Source organism: Pseudomonas sp. CVAP#3 (genome assembly GCF_018986375.1).
GTDB lineage: Bacteria > Pseudomonadota > Gammaproteobacteria > Pseudomonadales > Pseudomonadaceae > Aquipseudomonas > Aquipseudomonas helvetica.
In genome coordinates, this window is the sequence record NZ_JAHMSC010000001.1 from 47,621 (window position 1) to 68,931 (window position 21,311).

A 21,311-nucleotide genomic window follows, 5' to 3' on the forward strand; every position below is an offset into this window, starting at 1 on the left:
TTATCCTCGGATCGCCCAGAAAGCCAGGTCCAGCCCCGGGAATTGCCCCGCGATGTAGAACGCAAAACCGCCGGAGTTGGCCAGTTGCTGCCAATGCTCGCTGCCCCGGTCGAGTTCGTAATAGGTGGAGCCTGCGTGATACGGGATCTGCCGTGGCGCCACCGGCAGCGGCAGCAGGCCGATGCCCGGCAATTGCAGGTTGACCAGGTTGCGGATGTGCTCCACCGAGCCGACCTTGCTCTGTTGGCCGAAGTGGCTGCGCAGGGTCTCGGCAGGCACGTCGGCGCGCACCACCAGGATGAAACTGGCGCTGTCGAGCAGGGCCTTGTCAGCCAGCATTGCCACATGAATGCCGTAGGCTTTTTCGACGATCGGAATCGGCGTGGCCTTGCTGTCGATCAGCATCGACAGCGCCTCGCGCAGGGCTTGCATCACCGGCGCAAAACTCAGCGCCAGGTTGTCGTGCTGGTACTGCGGGTTTTCCTGCGGTCGCCGCCCGGAAGCGGTAAAGGTCGAAAACTCACCGGCCAGGCTCACCAACTCGCTGTAGAACCGCTCGGGGTGCAACGGGCTCAACTGGCTCAAGTGCTGGATCAACGGCTGAGCGCGGTTGACCAGTTGCAGCAGCATGAAGTCGGCAATTTCCGAGGCACCGCCAGCACCGGAAGCGACCACCCGCCCGGCGAGGGCTTCGCCGCGTTGATGAAGCAGGCCCAGCAGTTCGCTACGAAACGCGGCCAGGGGTTTGGAGGCGGATACATCCATCAGCGGTGGGATGTAAGTGTCGTCGAGCACCAGGGCGCGGTCGGCGCGCTTCTCTTTGATTCGCACCAGGCCGATGGCGGCATAGTCGCTGATGCCATCCTCGGCAATCAACAATCGCAGCGCCCTGGAAGCCACTGCCACCGGTGCACGGTTTTCAAACGGCGCGTTGTCGTCCCGTACTTCGCGCACCTGGCTCACGTAGCGCGCAGCGCCCGGGGTTTCGCCTTCATCAACGGTGTCACGCGCTCCGGCACGCTTGAGCGGCAAGGCCAGGTACACCAGGCCATCGCGCAGGTCGGCATCGATATTCAGCGGGCTCGGCGCCAGGTCATCCTGGGGAATGTTGAATGGCGTGCCGTCCGGTAACAGGCCCCGCGCCGAGATGATTGCCAATTTGCCCTGGGCCAACAGCCCCTGATCAATCAGCAATTCGGAAAAACCCCAGGCGCCGGCCGACAACGGGCGGCTTCGGGCGTCGATGAGGTTTTCCAGATAACGGTCATGCTGCTGGAAGTGCTGCGTTCCAATGAACATGCCTTCCGACCAGACCACGCGATTGTTCCAGGACATGGGGGCTCCGATTGCTTATTGGGCAGGGCTGGATGGGGGAACAACGACGGCGCTGCGCACGGCGCGCACATCGAGGCTGATCTGGTATTCGGTGTATTGGCGTGGCGGAACATTCATCACCGTGCGCCACTGCGCCTGATCCAGTTCGCGATACCCCACCAGCACGCCGATGTGGCGGGTGGCTGGGTCGAGGTCGCGTTGCAAGCTCAATTGCTGGCCGGGCTCGACCAGCACTTCGTCCTGGTCGAGCAGATCCGCGCCGAGCGTCGCCTGGGCCCGTTCGGCCAGGGCGAAATAATCGGAACGGCCGAAGGTGGCGGCATTTTTCAATTCGAAAATGCGCACCCGGACCGGGGCCGGCTGGCCGGTGCTACCGGGGTTGAGCCCGGCGATGGCGTGGAAGTGCAACTCGACGGCGGCGGTGTCGGCCTCGGCCTCAGCCACTTCGGGCTGGGGTTTGGCCGTATCCTTCGCACACGCGGTCAGCAGAAGCGCGGTGGCAACTGCGAGTAAAAACCTGGGAATCATCCTGCGTCCTCAATGACGTTTCAGCTATCCATTGTTCCGTTCGTTGCTGTGTATGGCGTTATGAGTCGGTGCTCAGCCGCGGCGCGGCCTTGTACTGTGCTCTTCGTAGGCGCGGCTGAATTCCCGACCGAACAGGTCCTGGAAATCCTCTTGGGCCTCGCGGGAAATCTTGCTGTAGAGCTCGGTGAACTGCTGCCAGTACTGGGCCTGTCGCGAGCCATTGAAAATGCTCGACAGGCCACCGGGCTTGCCCATGCGCTCTTCCAGTTGCGCCGGCTCGAAGCGCGCCAGCAGGTGCTTGATCGCTGCTTCCACACCGGCCATCACCGCCAATTGGTGGGCACGCAAGTCATCGAAGCTATCGCGCACCGCCAGGTCCGGCGCCATGAACGCCTGATTGCTGTGGCGCAGCAGCAACAGCAAGGCTTCATCGACGTTGGGAGCGAATTTCAGCGGGTTGTTTTCCACGGGTTGAATCATCGTCTGCTGAATGCGGAACTCGCCCTTGAGGCTACTGCGGGCGCGCAAGACATCGATCAGGCCTTCGACCATCAGCCGATAACTGCGGCCAATGCTTTCCATCTGCGCTTGCGCCTGGGCCTTGTCCAGGCGCAACTGATCCAGCCCTGCGCCGCGCAGGAAGGCTTGCAACAGGTCGGGTTGAGCATTGTCGTCCGGGCTGACCGGATTGACCTCGCGTTCGACGATGGCCACGGGCGGTTCACGCAGGGGGGCCGGCGCGATCGGTGTGCTGATTTGAGGCGCGGGTGACGGCGTAACCTCTGCAACAGGCAAGGGGGCGACAGGCAGCGGGGCAACCGCAACCGGCGCAGACTTATCGCTGAACAGGTCCCAATCTTCCGGAATCACCGAGGCCGATGCCAACGGTACAGGCACCGCCACGGGCGCTGGGTTGGGAATCGGGGTCGGTGGGCGGAAGTCATGCTGCTCGGCCGGGACATGGTCGGGCTGGGTGGCAGGCGGGACGCTGGTCGGTGAAAGAAAGTCGAAAAGGTCCGATACTGTGTCCATGGCCGACCCGCCCTGGAAATGTGCAGGCGGTGTTATGGGCAACGACGTCGGCGTATTCGCAACAGCGCCCTGGCGCCCCATCAGGGCCTCAAAGCTGTTGGACGAATCGGCGAAAGGGTTGCTGTCAGTCACCGGCAGACTGAAATCGATGCGCGCCTGGATGTCATAATCGCCGATACGGATAACTTCGCCATCCTGCAACGGCTCGCTGCTTCCCTTGCGCAGACGGATGCCGGCCTTGACCAATTCCACACCATTAGTGCTGTTATCGGTTAAATAGTAGCGGCCATCTTTGTATTGAATAACGCAATGTTTGCCGGAAATAAGGCGCTGAGGGTCAGGCAATACCCAGTCATTGTCAGAATTACGGCCAATTGCCATCACGCCCTGATCCATGGATTTTTCAGAGCACTGACCTGGGGTAATTTTGTGATAACTAGTGATAGTCAAACACAGCGACATCTTGCCTCCTTGCTGAACACTTTGCGCGCAGGCGAGTGAGGGCCTACGCCCGAGTGACTCGCCGACATACCTTGCAAACAACGTCGAAAACGCCTTTCTACCAGCATGATTGCTGATTTTAACCGGCTTGCATGACAAAAAACCTGCATGAGTGCCCGCCTCGACCCACCGGTCGCGCGGGTTGTTAAGCACCTCACATCTGTCGCACAGGATAATAGCTTACCTTGACAAGGCATAAGTACTACACCAAAAATGCGCAAGTTCTTGAATACGTGCGACGGCACTTCAAGATCACTGCCCCTCAAAAGAGCAATTACCGTCAAGGAAACATGTGAAGTTCCATCGCGAACTCACGTGTGAAATGCCCGACTCTGTCAGCGGGCGATAGGGAGATCAAATTCAGTGGAAGTACCTTCGCTGCTCGCCGCCGTTTCCGAGACTTCGCCTTGCGGTGAAGATCTGGAATATGACCAGGCATTTTTGCGCCTGGAACGCGACTCCCGCGGCCAGCCCGAGCGCAGCATGGGCGATTCGATATTGCCTGCCGAACCCCCTGAATGGCGCAGCATCCAGCAGCAAAGCGTGGATTTGTTGCAACGCAGTAAAGACCTGCGTATCACCCATTTCCTTTTGCAAAGTTCCCTTGCCCTCGAAGGCGTCACGGGCCTGGCCCGCGTCCTGACGCTGATCGGCGAATTACTCAAGCAATACTGGGCTGACCTGCATCCGCGACTGGATGCCGATGACGACAACGATCCTACCGTGCGCATCAATGCCCTTGCCGGCCTGACGTCGGACACCACCATCCGCCTGCTGCGCGAAAGCATCCTGGCCCGCTCGCGTACCTTTGGCCCTGTCAGCCTGCGCGCCGCCGCCAACGCCAGCGGCCTGCAAAGCTTCCCTGACGAAAACCTCGGCTCCGAGCAGCTCGCCGGGGCGTTCCTCGGCAGCGATCCCGAGCAACTGGAAATCACCCGCGCTGCCTTGCACGAGGCCCGCAATGCCGCCGAGACCATTGAGCAACAGGTTAGCGAATACGTCGGTTCCGCCCAGGGCGTTGACCTTGGCCCGTTGAAGCAGCCGATCAAAATGGCCCTGCAGATCCTCGGTCAGTTCGCCCCCCAGAGCGGCGACGGCCCCCTGCCCGATGCCATCAGCGACGACAGCGCCGCGCCAGTTGAATACGCCACCGCACCGAGCGCACCGCGCAGTACCGGCACTGGCGAAATCAACAACCGCGACGACGTGCTGCGCAGCCTGGACCGGATTCTTGCGTACTACACGCGTCAAGAGCCTTCCAGCCCGCTGCCGGTACTGTTGAACCGGGCAAAGAATCTGGTGCACGCCGACTTTGCGGCCATCGTGCGCAACTTGATTCCCGACGGCATGAGCCAATTTGAAAACCTGCGCGGACCAGACAGCGAATAAAAGCGAAAGGATCACGCAGTCACGTCACCGGTACCACCGATGACGCCAACACCGTCGCTTGAGCGACCAGGAGCAGCAACGTGGCGAAGCAAAGTTCTCAGAAATTCATCGCGCGCAACCGTGCGCCTCGAGTGCAGATCGAGTACGACGTCGAGCTCTACGGCGCCGAAAAAAAGGTCCAGTTGCCCTTCGTGATGGGCGTTATGGCTGACCTCGCCGGCAAGCCGGCCGAGCCCCTGGCCCCTGTTGCCGATCGCAAGTTCCTTGAAGTGGACGTCGACAACTTCGACTCGCGCCTCAAGGCCATGCAGCCACGCGTCGCGTTCCACGTGCCCAACGAGCTGACCGGCGAAGGCAACCTGAGCCTGGACATCACCTTTGAAAGCATGGACGACTTCAGCCCCGCCGCCGTGGCGCGCAAGGTCGACTCGCTGAACAAGCTGCTCGAAGCGCGCACCCAACTGGCCAACCTGCTGACCTACATGGACGGCAAGACTGGCGCTGAAGAAATCATCATGAAAGCGATCAAGGACCCGGCATTGCTGCAGGCCCTTGCGAGCGCGCCGAAGCCGGCAGGGGACCAGTAATCATGACCGAGAATACCGCACGCGAAGGCGCTCAAAACCTGGGCGCCACCGAAGAAGCCAGCGAGTTCGCCTCCCTGCTGCTGCAAGAATTCAAACCCAAGACCGACCGCGCTCGCGAAGCCGTCGAGACCGCCGTGCGCACCCTGGCCGAACAGGCCCTGGCGCAGACCGACCTGGTGTCCAACGACGCGATCAAGTCGATCGAGTCGATCATTGCCGCCATCGACGCCAAGCTCACCGCTCAGGTGAATCAGGTCATCCATCACCCGGACTTCCAGCAACTGGAAAGCGCCTGGCGTGGCCTGCACTACCTGGTCAACAACACCGAGAGCGATGAGCAGTTGAAGATTCGCGTGCTCAACATCTCCAAGCCTGAACTGCACAAGACCCTGAAGAAATTCAAGGGCACTGCGTGGGACCAGAGCCCGATCTTCAAGAAGATGTACGAAGAAGAATACGGCCAGTTCGGCGGCGAACCTTACGGTTGCCTGGTGGGCGATTACTACTTCGACCAGTCGCCTCCCGACGTAGAGCTGTTGGGCGAGCTGTCGAAAGTCTGCGCCGCCATGCACTCGCCGTTCATCGCAGCCGCCTCGCCGACCGTGATGGGCATGGGCTCGTGGCAAGAACTGTCGAACCCGCGCGACCTGACCAAGATCTTCACCACCCCGGAATACGCCGGCTGGCGCTCGCTGCGTGAATCGGAAGACTCGCGCTATATCGGCCTGACCATGCCGCGCTTCCTGGCGCGCCTGCCCTACGGCGCCAAGACCGACCCAGTGGAAGCCTTCGCCTTCGAAGAAAACACCGACGGCGCCGACAGCTCCAAGTACACCTGGGCCAACGCCGCTTACGCGATGGCGGTGAACATCAACCGCTCGTTCAAACACTTCGGCTGGTGCTCGCGCATTCGTGGTGTGGAATCTGGCGGCGAAGTGGAAAACCTGCCGGCTCATACCTTCCCGACCGATGACGGCGGCGTAGACATGAAGTGCCCGACCGAAATCGCCATTTCGGACCGCCGTGAAGCGGAGCTGGCGAAGAACGGTTTCATGCCGCTGCTGCACAAGAAAAACACCGACTTCGCCGCGTTCATCGGCGCCCAGTCGTTGCAGAAACCGGCTGAATACGACGACCCGGACGCCACCGCCAACGCCAACCTGGCCGCGCGCCTGCCCTACCTGTTTGCTACCTGCCGTTTCGCCCATTACTTGAAGTGCATCGTGCGCGACAAGATTGGCTCCTTCAAAGAGAAGGACGAGATGCAGCGTTGGTTGCAGGACTGGATCCTCAACTACGTCGACGGTGACCCAGCGCACTCCACCGAAACCACCAAGGCCCAGCACCCATTGGCTGCGGCCGAAGTGATCGTCGAGGACGTGGAAGGCAACCCGGGGTACTACACCTCCAAGTTCTTCCTGCGTCCGCACTATCAGCTCGAAGGTCTGACCGTGTCGCTGCGCCTGGTATCCAAACTGCCTTCGGCCAAGGGCGCGTAACACCGCCCTTGATGTGATCGTTCCCACGCAGAGCGTGGGAATGCCGCCCAGGACGCTCCGCGTCCCAGTGACGCAGAGCGTCACCCGATGCGTTACCACGCAGAGCGTGGGAACGATCAGCAAAAACACAATGTGGTAGAGACCACACAGGGAGAAAACATGGCTGTTGATATTTTCATCAAGATCGGCGACATCAAGGGCGAGTCCATGGACAAGGCCCACAAGGATGAAATCGACGTCTTGAACTGGAGCTGGGGCATGTCCCAGTCCGGCAATATGCACACTGGTGGTGGCGGTGGTGCGGGCAAGGTGAATGTCCAGGACCTGTCGCTGACCAAGTATGTCGACAAGGCCTCGCCGAACCTGATGATGCACTGCGCCGCCGGCAAGCACATCGACAAGGTCAAACTGACCGTGCGCAAGGCCGGCGGCGAAAGCCAGGTCGAGTACATGATCATCAACCTGGAAGAAGTACTGATCACCTCCCTGAGCACCGGCGGCTCGGGTAGCGATGATCGCCTGACCGAAAACGTCACCCTGAACTTCGCCAAGGTGCTGGTGGACTACCAGCCGCAGAAAGCCGACGGCACCAAAGACGGCGGCCCGGTCAAGTTTGGCTGGAACATCCGTCAGAACGTCAAGGCGTGATCGAAGGTGCCCCCGACGTTATGCGTCGGGGGTGCTTGAAGGCGCGTAGCGGCGACCCTATCGATCTATGGAATCGCGGCAGGGTCACAACTTCGCTGATCAAGCGCATCGCTCAAAGCAGGTCTGGTTCTGGGAACTGAAATGATCAAACGAACGCTGCTATCCCTCTTGTCGAGCTGTCTGCTATTGAGCCTTTATGCCTGTACCAAACAAACGGCGGTCGTTGCATGCTAGGCGCCGTTGACCAGAAAAATTTCGTGGGCCTTTTTTCGTGGTAACCGAAATCGCCACCCGCGATCGTCTGCAACCGTCCCTACTGGATCGGTTGACCGACGACGATCCGAGCAATCTCAAGGAAAGCGCCGACAAGCGCGTGCTGTCCCTGACCCAATTGAAAGCCTCGGTGCTGCGTGATCTGGCGTGGCTACTCAACACCACTTCATTGCTCAGCGCCGATGCGACGTTGCACACCCCGGCCGGTACTTCGGTGGTCAACTTCGGGTTGCCAGCCCTGGCCGGCAACAGTGCGTCGAACGTCGATATCGCGGCGCTTGAAGCGCTGATCCACCAGGCCATCGCCACGTTCGAGCCGCGGATTCTGCGCCATACCCTGCGCGTGCGGGCTCGGGCATCCGCCGAAATGAACCACAACGCCCTGAGTTTCGAGATTGAAGGCGATCTCTGGGCCCAGCCGGTGCCGCTGCGGCTGATGCTACAAACCGACCTGGACCTGGAATCCGGCCATGTGCGGGTGGTCAACGCCGAACAGCGGAGACGCTCATGAACCCGCGCCTGCTGGAACTATACAACCAGGAGTTGCTCCACGTGCGCGAAAGCGCGGCGGAGTTCGCCCAGCAATACCCGAAAATCGCCAGTCGGCTGACGTTGTCCGGTATGGACTGCGCCGACCCGTACGTCGAGCGCTTGCTGGAAGGGTTCGCCTACCTGACGGCGCGAGTACAGCTCAAGCTCGACGCCGAATACCCGACCTTCACCCACAATTTGCTGGAAATCGCTTACCCCCATTACCTGGCGCCGACACCGTCGATGACCGTGGTGCAACTGCAGGCCGACCCCGATGAAGGCTCGCTGAGCAGCGGCTTCCCGCTGCCCCGCGACACGGTCCTGCGTGCCGCCCTGGGTCGCGAAACCCAAACCTGTTGCGAGTACCGCACCGCCCACGCGGTGACGTTGTGGCCGCTGCAGGTCAGCCGGGCCGAGTACTTCGGCAACCCGTCCGCCGTGCTCGGACGCCTGGCCGCCAGTGAACCCAAGGCCAAGGCCGGCCTGCGCCTGACCCTGCGTACCGGGGCCGAACTGCCATTCAACAGCCTGACCCTGGACAACCTGCCGCTGTACCTCAGCGGCGCCGACGAGCAGCCCTTCCGCCTCTACGAACAACTACTGGGCAACACCTGCGCCGTCTTCGCACGTCAGCCCGGCGGCGATTGGGTAGAACGCCTGCCGCAGGATGCACTGCGTTCCGTGGGATTCGACGATACCGACGCCGCGCTGCCAGTGGTCTCGCGAGCCTTCCAGGGCTATCGCCTGTTGCAGGAATACTTCGCCCTGCCCCACCGCTTTCTGTTTGTCGACTTCACCCAGTTGAACCGTGCGGTCAAACGCTGCGACGGCCAGGAACTGGAGTTGATCGTGCTATTCGACCGTCACGATCCGAGCCTGGAAGGCAGTGTCGGTGCCGCGCAGTTCCTGCCGTTCTGCACCCCGGCAATCAACTTGTTTCCCAAGCGCCTGGATCGCATCCACTTGTCGGAACGGGTCCATGAACACCATGTGATCGCCGACCGCACCCGGCCGATGGATTTCGAGATTCATTCCCTGACCACCCTCACCGGCCATGGGACCGGGTCAGAGCAGCCTTTTTTGCCGTTCTATACGGTACGTGATCCGTCTCGTTACGGCCGCGATCAGGCCTGGTACACGGTGCGGCGCGAACCACGTGTGCTGTCCAGCGGCCAGCGGCGCAACGGCCCGCGCTCGACTTACATCGGCAGCGAAACCTTCGTCAGCCTGGTGGACAGCCAACAGGCACCCTATCGCCACGACCTGCGCCAACTGGGCGTAACGGCGTTATGCACCAACCGCGACCTGCCGCTGTTCATGAGCGTGGGCAATGGCAAGACCGACTTCACCCTGGCAGACAGCGCACCTGTAGCGGCGGTGCGTTGCGTGGCAGGCCCGAGCCGCCCACGCCCCAGCCATGCCCATGACGCCAAGGCCTGGCGGTTGATCAGCCAGCTTTCGCTGAACTACCTGTCCCTCAGCGAGCAAGGCCAGGGCGCCGCCGCCCTGCGCGAACTGCTGCGCCTGTACGGCGACAGCAACGATACGGCGCTGCAATTGCAGATCGAAGGCCTGCGCGAAGTCAGCAGCAAGGCCTGCACCCGACGCTTGCCAATGCCGGGCCCGATCGTGTTTGGTCGTGGCCTGGAGATCACCCTGGAATTCGATGAAAACGCGTTTCGCGGCACCGGGGTTTTCTTGCTCGGCGCAGTGTTCGAGCGCTTCCTGGCACGCTACGTGTCGATCAACAGTTTTACCGAGACGGTGATCCGTACCACCGAACGCGGCGAGATCATGCGATGGAAAGCCAAGCCCGGACGCCGTCCGACCCTGTGAGTACCCTGGAGGCGATGCACCAGGAGCCCTGGGAATATGACTTCTTCCAGGCGTTGCGGCGCATCGAGTGCGAATCGCCTGAGCTGCCGCGCCTGGGCCATTCGTTGCGCCTGGCCGATGATCCGCTGCGCCTTGGGCAACAGGCCGATTGCACCTTCGCCCCGGCGACCCTGGCCTCGGTACAGCCGGGTATCGACGGTGCGCCGGCGCGACTGGAACAGTTCTTTTTCGGCCTCGGCGGCCCCAACGGCCCGTTGCCGCTGCACATCACTGAGTATGTGCGCGAACGCCAGCGCAACAACGCCGACAGCACCAGCAAACGCTTCCTGGATGTGTTCCACCATCGCCTGCTGAGCCTGTTTTACCGGGCCTGGGCCGAAGCGCGACCGACGGTCAGCCATGATCGCCCGGACGATGACTACTGGTCGGCACGCCTGGCGGCACTGAGCGGCCGGGGTATGCCGAGCCTGCTCAAACAAGGGCTGATCCCCGACACGGCGAAGCTGCATTACAGCGGTCATCTGTCGGCACAAACCCGCTACCCGGACGGCTTGAAGGCCATTATCAGCGAATACTTCGGCCTGCCGGTAGAGATCGAGGAGTACGTCGGCCAATGGCTGGAGCTGCCGGAACGCAGCCGCGTGGGCGTCAGCGCCCATCAATTGGGCATGGATTTTTGCCTGGGTCGTTACGTCTGGGATCGCCAGCACAAATTCCGCATTCGCCTGGGGCCGCTCAAGCTCGATGACTACATGGGCATGCTGCCCGGCAGCCAACCCTTCAATGAGCTGGTGGCCTGGGTGGCCGAATACCTGGGCCATGAACTGGACTGGGACTTGAACCTGATCCTGGAACAGCCCGAAGTACCGGCGCTGCAACTCAATGGCCGCTTCCGTCTGGGGTTCAATACCTGGCTGGGCCGGCCCGAAACAGATGCCAAGGATTTAATACTGGCCCGGCATTACGCCGAGCAGGCCAACACCTCACAGACCTCAAGGAGCCATGAGCATGGGTGAAATCAGTCGCGCCGCGTTGTTCGGCAAACTCAACAGCGTGGCCTACAAAGCCATCGAAGCCGCCACCGTGTTTTGCAAGTTGCGTGGCAACCCTTATGTGGAGCTGGCCCACTGGTTTCATCAGTTGCTGCAATTGCAGGACTCGGACCTGCACCGCATTATCCGCCAGTTCAATATCGAACCGGCGCGCCTGGCCCGAGATCTGACCGAAGCCCTGGATCGTTTGCCACGGGGCTCGACGTCAATCACTGACTTGTCCTCCCATGTGGAAGAAGCCGTGGAACGTGGCTGGGTCTATGGCAGCCTGATGTTCGGCGAAAGCCAGGTGCGTACCGGTTACCTGGTGCTGGGCATCCTCAAGACGCCGAGCCTGCGCCACGGGCTGCTCGGGCTGTCGGCAGAGTTTGACAAGATCAAGGTCGAGGCCCTGAGCGAGCGGTTCGACGAATACGTCGGCGACTCGCCGGAAAATGCGCTCAGCGCCAGCGATGGTTTCAACGCAGGCAGCGTGCCCGGTGAAGCCAGCGGCGCCATGGCCCCCAGCGCCATGGGCAAGCAGGAAGCGCTCAAGCGTTTTACCGTCGACCTCACCGAGCAGGCCCGCAGCGGCAAGCTTGACCCGATTGTCGGCCGTGACGAAGAGATCCGCCAGCTGGTGGACATCCTTATGCGTCGTCGGCAGAACAACCCGATTCTGACCGGTGAAGCCGGTGTCGGTAAAACCGCGGTGGTCGAAGGCTTTGCCCTGCGCATCGTCGCCGGTGACGTGCCGCCGGCGCTCAAAGACGTGGAATTGCGCAGCCTCGATGTCGGCCTGTTGCAGGCCGGCGCGAGCATGAAAGGTGAATTCGAACAGCGCCTGCGCCAGGTCATCGAAGACGTCCAGGCGTCGCCGAAACCGATCATCCTGTTTATCGACGAAGCCCACACGCTGGTGGGTGCCGGTGGCGCCGCCGGCACCGGGGATGCGGCCAACCTGCTGAAACCGGCGCTGGCCCGGGGCACGTTGCGCACCGTGGCCGCCACGACGTGGGCCGAGTACAAGAAGCACATTGAAAAAGACCCGGCTCTGACCCGTCGCTTCCAGGTGGTGCAAGTGGCCGAGCCGTCGGAAGACAAGGCGTTGCTGATGATGCGCGGCGTGGCCTCGACGATGGAAAAACACCATCAGGTGCAGATCCTCGACGAAGCCCTGGAAGCGTCGGTCAAGCTGTCTCACCGCTACATCCCGGCGCGCCAGTTGCCGGACAAATCCGTGAGCCTGCTGGACACCGCCTGCGCCCGGGTCGCCATCAGCCTGCATGCCGTGCCGGCCGAAGTGGACGACAGCCGTCGCCGCATCGAGGCGTTGGAAACCGAGCTGCAGATCATCGCCCGCGAGCACGCCATCGGCATCGTCATCGGCGCCCGCCAGAGCAACAGCGAAAACCTGCTGGCCGCCGAGCGCGAACGCCTGGTCGAACTCGAAAGCCGCTGGGCCGAAGAGAAGACCCTGGTGGACGAACTGCTCTCCACCCGCGCCATCCTGCGTGAAAGCGTCGGTATCGTGGACAACGATGTCGGGACCGAAGACAGCCACGCCCTGCGCGAGAAACTGGTGGACCTGCAACAGCGTCTCAGCGCCCTGCAAGGCGAAACCCCGTTGATCCTGCCGACTGTGGATTACCAGGCCGTGGCCTCGGTGGTCGCCGACTGGACCGGCATTCCGGTGGGCCGCATGGCCCGTAACGAACTGGAAACAGTGCTCAACCTCGACCAGCACTTGAAGAAACGCATCATCGGCCAGGACCACGCCTTGCAGATGATCGCCAAGCGCATCCAGACCTCCCGCGCCGGCCTCGACAACCCGAGCAAACCGATTGGCGTGTTCATGCTCGCCGGCACCTCCGGCGTGGGCAAGACCGAAACCGCCCTGGCCCTGGCCGAAGCCATGTACGGCGGCGAGCAGAACGTCATCACCATCAACATGAGCGAATTCCAGGAAGCCCACACGGTGTCCACGCTCAAGGGCGCGCCACCGGGCTACATCGGCTATGGCGAAGGCGGCGTGCTGACCGAAGCCGTGCGGCGCAAACCCTACAGCGTGGTGCTGCTGGACGAGGTGGAAAAAGCCCACCCGGACGTGCATGAGATCTTCTTCCAGGTCTTCGACAAAGGCGTGATGGAGGACGGCGAAGGCCGCGTGATCGACTTCAAGAACACCTTGATTCTGCTGACCACCAACGCTGGCACCGAGCTGATTGCCCGGGTCTGCAAAGACCCGCAAAACGTGCCCGAGCCCGAAGAAATCGCCAAGGCCCTGCGCCAGCCGCTGCTGGAGATTTTCCCGCCGGCCTTGCTGGGCCGCCTGGTGACCATTCCGTACTACCCGCTCAGCGACGAGATGCTCAAGGCCATTACCCGCCTGCAACTCAACCGCATCAAGAAGCGCGTGGAGAACACCCACAAAGTGGCGTTCGATTACGACGATGAGGTGATCAACCTGATCGTCTCCCGTTGCACCGAAACCGAAAGTGGTGGGCGGATGATCGACACCATCCTGACCAACAGCCTGCTACCGGACATGAGCCGCGAGTTCCTCACCCGCATGCTCGAAGGCAAGGCGCTGGCAGGGGTGCGGATCAGCGCCCGGGACAACGAATTGCACTACGACTTCAGCGACGCCGCCTGACCTGACCGAAACACGGTCAATGTGGGAGCGGGCTTGCTCGCGAATGCAATCTGTCAGCGACATTGATATTGGCTGACACACCGCCTTCGCGAGCAAGCCCGCTCCCACACTGGACCCGGTTCCGACAGGGATATGCAGCTCGGCTCTATAACGTTTACGGGATTACTGATGCTATTCGAGCAACTCTCACGCCTGGCAAAAATCACCAGCCCCCTGGGGCCAGAGGTGCTGTTGCTCAAAGACATGGGCGGCGGCGAAGAGCTGGGGCGGCTGTTCAACTATGAGTTGCAGCTGCACTCGCTGGACAATGCCATCGACCTCAACCAGTTGCTCGGCAAACCCATGTCCCTGAGCCTGCAACTGGACGGCGGTGGCGAACGTCATTTCCATGGCATCGTTGCCCGCTGCAGCCAGAACGTCGACCAGGGCCAGTTCGCCAGCTACCAGGTCACGCTCCGGCCTTGGCTTTGGCTGCTGACCCGCACCTCCGATTGCCGGATTTTCCAGAACCTGAGCATCCCGCAGATCATCAAGCAGGTGTTTCGCGACCTGGGCTTTTCCGATTTCGAAGACGCCCTGAGCCGGCCCTATCGCGAGTGGGAATACTGCGTGCAGTATCGCGAAACCAGTTTCGACTTTGTCAGCCGCCTGATGGAGCAGGAAGGGATCTACTACTTCTTCCGCCATGAACAGGGTCGTCATGTGTTGGTGTTGGCCGATGCCTACGGCGCTCACACCAGTGCGCCCGGCTACGCTTCGGTGCCCTACTACCCCAGGAATGAGCAGCAGCGCGAACGCGATCACATCCACGATTGGCACCTGGCCCAGGAAGTCCAGCCGGGTTCGCTGGAACTCAACGACTATGATTTCCAGCGCCCCAGCGCGCGTATCGACGTGCGCTCGGCCATGCCCCGTCCGCACACTGCCGGCGATTATCCGCTGTACGACTACCCCGGCACTTATGTGCAAAGCGAAGACGGCGAACATTACGCCCGCACCCGCATCGAAGCCTTGCAGACCCTGCACGAACAGGTCGAGCTGGCCGGCAACGCCCGAGGCCTGGGCTCGGGTCATTTGTTCAGCCTCACCGGCTTCAGCCGCCAGGACCAGAACCGTGAATACCTGATCGTCGGCACCCGCTATTACATTTCCCAGGAAAGCGGGGAAACCGGCGGCGGTGCGCCTTCGGCACAGTTCGAAAGCAGCCTGACCTGCATCGACGCCCAACAAAGCTACCGCCCGCTGCCCAACACCCACCGCCCAATCGTCAAGGGCCCGCAGACCGCGTTGGTGGTGGGCCCCAAAGGCGAGGAAATCTGGACCGATCAGTTTGGCCGGGTGAAGGTGCATTTCTATTGGGACCGGCATGATCAGTCCAACGAAAACAGCTCGTGCTGGATTCGCGTGTCGCAGTCCTGGGCCGGTAAAAACTGGGGCTCGATGCAGATCCCACGAATCGGCCAGGAAGTCATCGTCAGTTTCCTCGAAGGCGACCCGGACCGGCCGATCATCACCGGCCGCGTCTACAACGCCGAACAGACCGTGCCCTACGACTTGCCGGAAAACGCCACCCAGAGCGGCATGAAAAGCCGTTCGAGCAAGGGCGGCACACCGGCGAATTTCAACGAAATCCGCATGGAAGACAAAAAAGGCGCCGAGCAGCTGTACATCCATGCCGAGCGCAATCAGGACATCGTGGTCGAGGTCGATGAAAGCCACGCGGTGGGCCACGACCGCAACAAGAGCATCGGGCATAACGAGACGGTGCGTATCGGTGAAGACCGCCTCCGGGCGGTACAGCGCAACGATGCCTTGCATGTCGGAGGAACCAAGAGCGACAGCGTCAGCACCCAATACCTCATGGAGGCGGGATCGCAAATTCGACTGGTCTGTGGCAAAAGCGTGCTGGAATTCAATGCCAGTGGCGAGATCAACATCTCGGGTACAGCGTTCAATATCTACGCCAGCGGCAATGGCAACATCGACACCGGCGGCCGTTTGGACCTCAACTCCGGAGGCGCAAGCGAAGTGGACCCCAAAGGTAAAGGCCTCAAGGGTGTGATTGATGCGGCGGTAAAAGCATTATTCCCGACAAAAGCCAAACACTGAGTTCACGCAAGGAACAACGCCGACCTCACCGCCCTTGCCTTTCGACGCTCAGATGGCCGTGCCGCGGTTCGTTCCCGGCTGGACAATCAATAGCTCGTCCAGCTCGCGCTTTCTGCAACGCGCCACAAACAGCAGTGCGGCATCCGGATCACGCCTGAACAGTTCAAAGGTTGCACGGTCGATTTCATAGTATTCCTCGTAGTCGGCCATGCCATTGCTGACCGGTATGGAGACGTAGAATCGACCGGCGTCTTGTTCGATGCCCACGGAGAACATATGTTCGCGGTGGACCAGAGCATCTTGAAATTTCACGCGTTCGTCAGCAGGTATTGACCCGGCTGCGTCCACGCGACTCGCAAAAATTGACCGCTCAGCAGTTGCTCGTCACGAAGATATTCGAAAACTTCGGAGGGACACCATTCCTTACCCGCCGAAAAGGCCACCCCTAATGAACGTAGTTCATCGAATACCTTAGCCTTCTGCTTGTCGTCCGCGACGTTCAAAACATAGATATCTTTCTCTGTCGCATGCAAAAACCCGATAGCACGCAGGGGCGAGTCCAGCGCGTTATCAATGATTCGAACACGGATCAAGTCACCGTCCGCTTTTTCCACGAATGCCTTCAGCAGATCATTAATCACTGACAAATACCTCGGTTGACGTGGTAATACCGTCCGCATCCTTGGCAGGAATCGACTCGACAACCATTTCTGGAGCTCCATCCGGCAAGTGCTTGCCTGGCCCCAGGAAATACTGGTTCCCCTCCATCGGATTTCTGGGCACGCGCCCTACGACATCATCGACCTGCCTGATTTTGAATCCATCTTTAAGCGCTCCTCAGAGATTGGCAGGCACGTAGTCCGGTCCTCCAAGCTTGTCCCTGACGTTCAGGGCGGTACGCATCAACGGCTCCCATAAACCGTTCTCGCTGTTCCAAGTGCCACCAGCCCAACGTGTATCCAGGATCAGCGCTGCCTTATTGATCTCAAGCTGCCTTCGAAGGGCTAAGGCCACGGCCCCCATGTCGATTTCGAACAGCTCGGCATAGAGCCCCTCGGGCTGTGCGCGCTTTTTGCTCAGGCAAAATCGGTAATACCAAACCCAGACCGCTGCGACATAAATCGCCCGATTACGATCGGGGTAGGTCGCGAGAATCTTGAGCAAAGCCGCCACGAAGCGTGCGGGGAAGTTGGCGTCGCGGGTCTGCTGCCAGTAACGCAACACCAGTAAATCGAAAGCCACGACGATATTTTGCGGTTCATCGTAGTCGTTTTTGGCTTCTTGAAAGTAGAACGGCTCGCCTACAAGGAATTTATCCAATTCGTCATTGGCCAGGGCAAGCAGCAATACATTGTCTGGATGGGTACTCATTGAATTCTCACTACATCAGGGTTCGCGAGCAGAAAATTGATGTCGTTCTGGTGTGGAATGCCCACCTTATCCAATACCGCCTCGCGCATACCACCCGGATGGGTCAGGCCGCCAGGACGCCATAGCGGGTTCGCTCCCCGCTCGTTACCGCTTGGCATGACCACCTTGGGATTGTTCAGGTCCATCATGTAAATTTCCTTGCCGGTAAAAGAGCCCGGGTCATAGCCTAGGGCAGACTCCAAAAGTGAAAGATCGCCGGTCTTTTTAAATTCGCCGACCACACCGTGCAGGTCTGATTTGGCCATGACGTACTTGGTGTCGCTAAAGGTCGCGTACATGGGGTTGGCAATATCATCCGGGGTAAATAGAAACGCACCGCCTTCATCCTGGAAGACCTTAAGATGCTTGTCGATATAGGAAGCCTCAAGGTACTCAGAGGGATCCGGCCGGCTGGACTTGGGAATCGCAACGATATCGTCTGCCGTGTAACCCGGTTTGAAGCTCACCGAGCGTGGCTTGGGCGCAGCACCGATTTTTGCCATTTTCGGTCCCAGGCCCAAAAGCGCCAACCCAGCGACACCCTGCAGCAGATCCCGATAACCGGGCCCCAAGCGATCACCCAAATCCCCTAGCAACGCCATGCCAGCCATCATCGTGCCGCCAATCACCACGAAACCGGCTAACGCGGCAAGGCCCGCCATGGCCGCGAGTACTGCAGCCCCCGCCACAGCCAGCAATCCCAGTGCTTCCAACCCGGTATGCATCCACCCCTCGATATCCAGGACAAACGCCACCGACACCGTTGGCCCGCCGATAAACGTATTGGGGCTGCCGCTCTTGATATGAGCACCGCAAACCATTTTGCTGTGCAAGCGTGCGGCCGGTTTGCCGTTGATGAACACCGTGGCACTGCCTTCAGCGATCAATACCGGAAAGGGCCATATAGGATGATTCATCGGCAGCCCGGAGCAGCTGGAAGCGACGTCCTCTCCCGCTCTCATGGCATTGAAGCTGTTGATATAGACATTGAAACTGCCCATCTGCAACTTGCCCGTTGTGGGCTCGGGCAAATTGAAGATGGTAGAAAGTCCCTTGACGACCTGGAACATCGACAAGCCGCCGGCCGCAATCGAGCCGGCAAAAATGGCCACCGCCACACCGCCGGTGGCGACGGTCGCGGCGATGACCGCAGCGCCGATCAAGGCGCCCGCCACGGCACCGGCGACCATCGCGGCCATCCCGAACCCATGGGCTATTTCGTCACCCAGACGTGCTGCAGCCTGTGCATCCATTGCGCGCATCTACCTTGCTGATGTGTATGACTGCTCAGTGGGACGTATGGATGCTCAGATGATTGGAGGCTGTGGCTTGAACGAATGCATCGCCAGCTTCCAGGCCTGCTCGTGATAGGCGAAGTCATTCGGTGTCGTGGTCAAGGTGGTGATCAGCACGGACGGTTTACGCTCGATGAACACCTGGCGCAGCATCAGTTCGCGCCCCTCGCGTTGCCAGGTGTAATCCAGCAATGTGGCGGTATGCCCTTGCAGCACCGTGTCCCAGCGCTGAACCAGCTTGAAACCCGGCAGTTGCTGCTCCGCACTTTTGAGTTGGCGGTCCACGTATTCTGCAAATGGCGCGTCGCCCTGGGTAGCATCGCGACTGATGACAAAACTGGCTTCTTTAGCAGGGCCGACTGCTGGCAGCTTAAAAATATTGATGCTCTGGTCCTGCCAGGTATCGGGGATTTCGAGATCGGCTTCTTGCATGCGGTAAGAGGTCACAGTAATCGCTTTCCATAGACGTGAGGTGACGCGCAGGGGAGCAGATATTCAGGTAATGCCTGGCAACAATCAAGAGCCTGGTTCCTCTCCCCCAAGTAACGAACTACATTATGACTTCAGCGCCACCGCCCTTGGCGGTCGCGCGTCTCTGTACGAACTGCCGAAGGCCGCAATCTCTTGATCTTTAAAGTCAAAAGGCTGCAATCTTCGGCAGCGTCAAAAGGATTGCGACAGCGAATAAGGACAGCCCATGTTATTCAACCAAGCCTCACGCCTGGCAAAAGTCACCAGCCCCCTGGGGCCGGAGGTGCTGTTGCTCAAAGACATGGGCGGCGGCGAAGAGCTGGGGCGGCTGTTCAACTATGAGTTGCAGTTGCACTCGCTGGACAATGCCATCGACCTCAACCAGTTGCTCGGCAAACCCATGTCCCTGAGCCTGCAACTGGACGGCGGCGGCGAACGTCATTTCCATGGCATCGTTGCCCGCTGCAGCCAGAACGTCGACCAGGGCCAGTTCGCCAGCTACCAGGTCACGCTCCGGCCTTGGCTTTGGCTGCTGACCCGCACCTCCGATTGCCGGATTTTCCAGAACCTGAGCATCCCGCAGATCATCAAGCAGGTGTTTCGCGACCTCGGCTTTTCCGATTTCGAAGACGCCCTGAGCCGGCCCTATCGCGAGTGGGAATACTGCGTGCAGTATCGCGAAACCAGTTTCGATTTCGTCAGCCGCCTGATGGAGCAGGAAGGAATCTACTACTTCTTCCGCCATGAACAGGGTCGTCATGTGTTGGTGTTGGCCGATGCCTACGGCGCTCACACCAGTGCGCCCGGCTACGCTTCAGTGCCCTACTACCCCAAAAATGAGCAGCAGCGCGAACGCGATCACCTCCACGATTGGCACCTGGCCCAGGAAGTCCAGCCGGGTTCGCTGGAACTCAACGACTATGATTTCCAGCGCCCCAGCGCGCGTATCGACGTGCGCTCGGCCATGCCCCGTCCGCACACCGCCGGCGATTATCCGCTGTACGACTACCCCGGCACTTATGTGCAAAGCGAAGACGGCGAACATTACGCCCGCACCCGCATCGAAGCCTTGCAGACCCTGCACGAACAGGTCGAGCTGGCCGGCAACGCCCGAGGCTTGGGCTCGGGTCATTTGTTCAGCCTCACCGGCTTCAGCCGCCAGGACCAGAACCGTGAATACCTGATCGTCGGCACCCGCTATTACATTTCCCAGGAAAGCGGGGAAACCGGCGGCGGCGCGCCTTCGGCACAGTTCGAAAGCAGCCTGACCTGCATCGGCGCCCAACAAAGCTACCGCCCGCTGCCCAACACCCACCGCCCAATCGTCAAAGGCCCGCAGACCGCGTTGGTGGTGGGCCCCAAAGGCGAGGAAATCTGGACCGATCAGTTTGGCCGGGTGAAGGTGCATTTCTATTGGGACCGGCATGATCAGTCCAACGAAAACAGCTCGTGCTGGATTCGCGTGTCACAGTCCTGGGCCGGTAAAAACTGGGGCTCGATGCAGATCCCGCGGATCGGCCAGGAAGTCATCGTCAGCTTCCTCGAAGGCGACCCGGACCGGCCGATCATCACCGGCCGCGTCTACAACGCCGAACAGACCGTGCCCTACGACCTGCCGGAAAACGCCACCCAGAGCGGCATGAAAAGCCGTTCGAGCAAGGGTGGCACACCGGCGAATTTCAACGAAATCCGCATGGAAGACAAAAAAGGCGCCGAGCAGCTGTACATCCATGCCGAGCGCAATCAGGACATCGTGGTCGAGGTCGATGAAAGCCACGCGGTGGGCCACGACCGCAACAAGAGCATCGGGCATGACGAGACGGTGACCATCGGCAACAACCGTCTGCGCATCGTCAAGCAGGAAGACATTCTGTCGGTGGGCCAGCGCAAGACCGACAGCATCAGCCAGAGCTACGTCATTGAAGTGGGCGAGAACCTGCGGCTGGTCTGTGGTGAAAGCATCCTGGAGCTTAATGCCAGCGGCCAGATCAACCTGACCGGCGTGCAAATCAGCTTCTATGCCAGCGGTGATGCCGAGTTCAACACCGGCGGCGTGCTGCACCTGAACAACGGCGGCGGCGCTGGCGCCACGCCTGATGGCCAGGGCGTCAAGGCGAGCATCGACGCCAACATCAATGCCGCGTTTCCCAAGTCCAAGAGCTAATCACGAGAGCTGTGTT

18 protein-coding genes are annotated in these 21,311 nt (G+C 60.5%); 10 read left to right on the forward strand and 8 right to left on the reverse strand.

The window, feature by feature from the left end:
* The 3 genes from tssK to tagH form a co-directional block, all read right to left on the reverse strand.
* Positions 1-1,335 (reverse strand): type VI secretion system baseplate subunit TssK, encoded by a 1,335-nt coding sequence (tssK, locus tag KRR23_RS00210; RefSeq protein ID WP_216740878.1) that lies wholly within the window; start codon positions 1,333-1,335, stop codon positions 1-3.
* Positions 1,336-1,350: 15 nt separating this feature from the next.
* Entirely contained in the window at positions 1,351-1,863 is a 513-nt protein-coding gene (gene tssJ / locus KRR23_RS00215; RefSeq protein WP_216740879.1) for a type VI secretion system lipoprotein TssJ, read from the reverse strand.
* A gap of 72 nt (positions 1,864-1,935) precedes the next feature.
* Positions 1,936-3,357 (reverse strand): type VI secretion system-associated FHA domain protein TagH, encoded by a 1,422-nt coding sequence (gene tagH / locus KRR23_RS00220; RefSeq protein WP_216740880.1) that lies wholly within the window; start codon positions 3,355-3,357, stop codon positions 1,936-1,938.
* Positions 3,358-3,759: 402 nt separating this feature from the next.
* Here tagH and tssA point away from each other — a divergent pair, with 402 nt between their 5' ends.
* From tssA to KRR23_RS00265, 9 genes are all read left to right on the forward strand, one after another.
* Positions 3,760-4,785 (forward strand): type VI secretion system protein TssA, encoded by a 1,026-nt coding sequence (gene tssA, locus KRR23_RS00225; RefSeq protein WP_216740881.1) that lies wholly within the window; start codon positions 3,760-3,762, stop codon positions 4,783-4,785.
* 80 nt (positions 4,786-4,865) lie between these two features.
* Positions 4,866-5,372, forward strand: a complete 507-nt coding sequence (gene tssB / locus KRR23_RS00230) for a type VI secretion system contractile sheath small subunit (protein ID WP_010168268.1) — start codon at positions 4,866-4,868, stop codon at positions 5,370-5,372.
* 2 nt (positions 5,373-5,374) lie between these two features.
* A complete protein-coding gene (gene tssC, locus KRR23_RS00235) occupies positions 5,375-6,871 on the forward strand; it encodes a type VI secretion system contractile sheath large subunit (protein WP_216740882.1) in 1,497 nt (498 codons plus the stop codon).
* Positions 6,872-7,030: 159 nt separating this feature from the next.
* The gene (locus tag KRR23_RS00240) at positions 7,031-7,519 is read left to right on the forward strand and encodes a type VI secretion system tube protein Hcp (protein ID WP_216740883.1); all 489 of its coding nucleotides are present in this window, start codon (positions 7,031-7,033) and stop codon (positions 7,517-7,519) included.
* Positions 7,520-7,790: 271 nt separating this feature from the next.
* A complete protein-coding gene (gene tssE, locus KRR23_RS00245; RefSeq protein WP_216740884.1) occupies positions 7,791-8,303 on the forward strand; it encodes a type VI secretion system baseplate subunit TssE in 513 nt (170 codons plus the stop codon).
* The gene (tssF, locus tag KRR23_RS00250) at positions 8,300-10,159 is read left to right on the forward strand and encodes a type VI secretion system baseplate subunit TssF (protein WP_216740885.1); all 1,860 of its coding nucleotides are present in this window, start codon (positions 8,300-8,302) and stop codon (positions 10,157-10,159) included. Before tssE ends, tssF begins: the two co-directional genes overlap by 4 nt.
* Complete coding sequence (gene tssG, locus KRR23_RS00255) at positions 10,123-11,175, forward strand: type VI secretion system baseplate subunit TssG (RefSeq protein WP_054594712.1); 1,053 nt, start codon at positions 10,123-10,125, stop codon at positions 11,173-11,175. The genes tssF and tssG overlap by 37 nt, the downstream gene beginning before the upstream one ends.
* Entirely contained in the window at positions 11,168-13,846 is a 2,679-nt protein-coding gene (gene tssH, locus KRR23_RS00260) for a type VI secretion system ATPase TssH (RefSeq protein ID WP_216740886.1), read from the forward strand. Before tssG ends, tssH begins: the two co-directional genes overlap by 8 nt.
* 168 nt (positions 13,847-14,014) lie before the next feature.
* The gene (locus KRR23_RS00265) at positions 14,015-15,955 is read left to right on the forward strand and encodes a type VI secretion system tip protein VgrG (RefSeq protein WP_216740887.1); all 1,941 of its coding nucleotides are present in this window, start codon (positions 14,015-14,017) and stop codon (positions 15,953-15,955) included.
* Between the two features lie 48 nt (positions 15,956-16,003).
* Here KRR23_RS00265 and KRR23_RS00270 read toward each other — a convergent pair whose 3' ends face one another.
* The 5 genes from KRR23_RS00270 to KRR23_RS00290 form a co-directional block, all read right to left on the reverse strand.
* Positions 16,004-16,267, reverse strand: a complete 264-nt coding sequence (locus KRR23_RS00270; protein WP_216740888.1) for a hypothetical protein — start codon at positions 16,265-16,267, stop codon at positions 16,004-16,006.
* A complete protein-coding gene (locus KRR23_RS00275) occupies positions 16,264-16,596 on the reverse strand; it encodes a hypothetical protein (protein ID WP_367880636.1) in 333 nt (110 codons plus the stop codon). Before KRR23_RS00275 ends, KRR23_RS00270 begins: the two co-directional genes overlap by 4 nt.
* Before the next feature lie 196 nt (positions 16,597-16,792).
* Positions 16,793-17,326 (reverse strand): hypothetical protein, encoded by a 534-nt coding sequence (locus KRR23_RS00280; protein ID WP_216740889.1) that lies wholly within the window; start codon positions 17,324-17,326, stop codon positions 16,793-16,795.
* Positions 17,323-18,618, reverse strand: a complete 1,296-nt coding sequence (locus KRR23_RS00285; RefSeq protein ID WP_216740890.1) for a PAAR domain-containing protein — start codon at positions 18,616-18,618, stop codon at positions 17,323-17,325. The genes KRR23_RS00280 and KRR23_RS00285 overlap by 4 nt, the downstream gene beginning before the upstream one ends.
* A gap of 54 nt (positions 18,619-18,672) precedes the next feature.
* Positions 18,673-19,107, reverse strand: coding sequence for a DcrB-related protein (locus KRR23_RS00290; RefSeq protein WP_054594718.1), 435 nt, complete (start codon positions 19,105-19,107; stop codon positions 18,673-18,675).
* A gap of 250 nt (positions 19,108-19,357) precedes the next feature.
* Between KRR23_RS00290 and KRR23_RS00295 the strand changes: the two genes are divergently transcribed.
* Positions 19,358-21,295: a type VI secretion system Vgr family protein gene (locus tag KRR23_RS00295; protein ID WP_216740891.1), complete on the forward strand. Its 1,938-nt coding sequence runs from the start codon at positions 19,358-19,360 to the stop codon at positions 21,293-21,295.
* Positions 21,296-21,311 lie beyond the last annotated feature (16 nt).

What these genes read in the sequence shown, in the direction of transcription:
- tssK (WP_216740878.1), bottom strand. Translation starts at nt 1,335, where the DNA reads ATGTCCTGGAACAATCGCGTGGTCTGGTCGGAAGGCATGTTCATTGGA.
- tssJ (WP_216740879.1), bottom strand. Translation starts at nt 1,863, where the DNA reads ATGATTCCCAGGTTTTTACTCGCAGTTGCCACCGCGCTTCTGCTGACC.
- tagH (WP_216740880.1), bottom strand. Translation starts at nt 3,357, where the DNA reads ATGTCGCTGTGTTTGACTATCACTAGTTATCACAAAATTACCCCAGGT.
- tssC (WP_216740882.1), top strand. Translation starts at nt 5,375, where the DNA reads ATGACCGAGAATACCGCACGCGAAGGCGCTCAAAACCTGGGCGCCACC.
- KRR23_RS00240 (WP_216740883.1), top strand. Translation starts at nt 7,031, where the DNA reads ATGGCTGTTGATATTTTCATCAAGATCGGCGACATCAAGGGCGAGTCC.
- tssF (WP_216740885.1), top strand. Translation starts at nt 8,300, where the DNA reads ATGAACCCGCGCCTGCTGGAACTATACAACCAGGAGTTGCTCCACGTG.
- tssG (WP_054594712.1), top strand. Translation starts at nt 10,123, where the DNA reads ATGGAAAGCCAAGCCCGGACGCCGTCCGACCCTGTGAGTACCCTGGAG.
- tssH (WP_216740886.1), top strand. Translation starts at nt 11,168, where the DNA reads ATGGGTGAAATCAGTCGCGCCGCGTTGTTCGGCAAACTCAACAGCGTG.
- KRR23_RS00265 (WP_216740887.1), top strand. Translation starts at nt 14,015, where the DNA reads ATGCTATTCGAGCAACTCTCACGCCTGGCAAAAATCACCAGCCCCCTG.
- KRR23_RS00280 (WP_216740889.1), bottom strand. Translation starts at nt 17,326, where the DNA reads ATGAGTACCCATCCAGACAATGTATTGCTGCTTGCCCTGGCCAATGAC.
- KRR23_RS00285 (WP_216740890.1), bottom strand. Translation starts at nt 18,618, where the DNA reads ATGGATGCACAGGCTGCAGCACGTCTGGGTGACGAAATAGCCCATGGG.
- KRR23_RS00295 (WP_216740891.1), top strand. Translation starts at nt 19,358, where the DNA reads ATGTTATTCAACCAAGCCTCACGCCTGGCAAAAGTCACCAGCCCCCTG.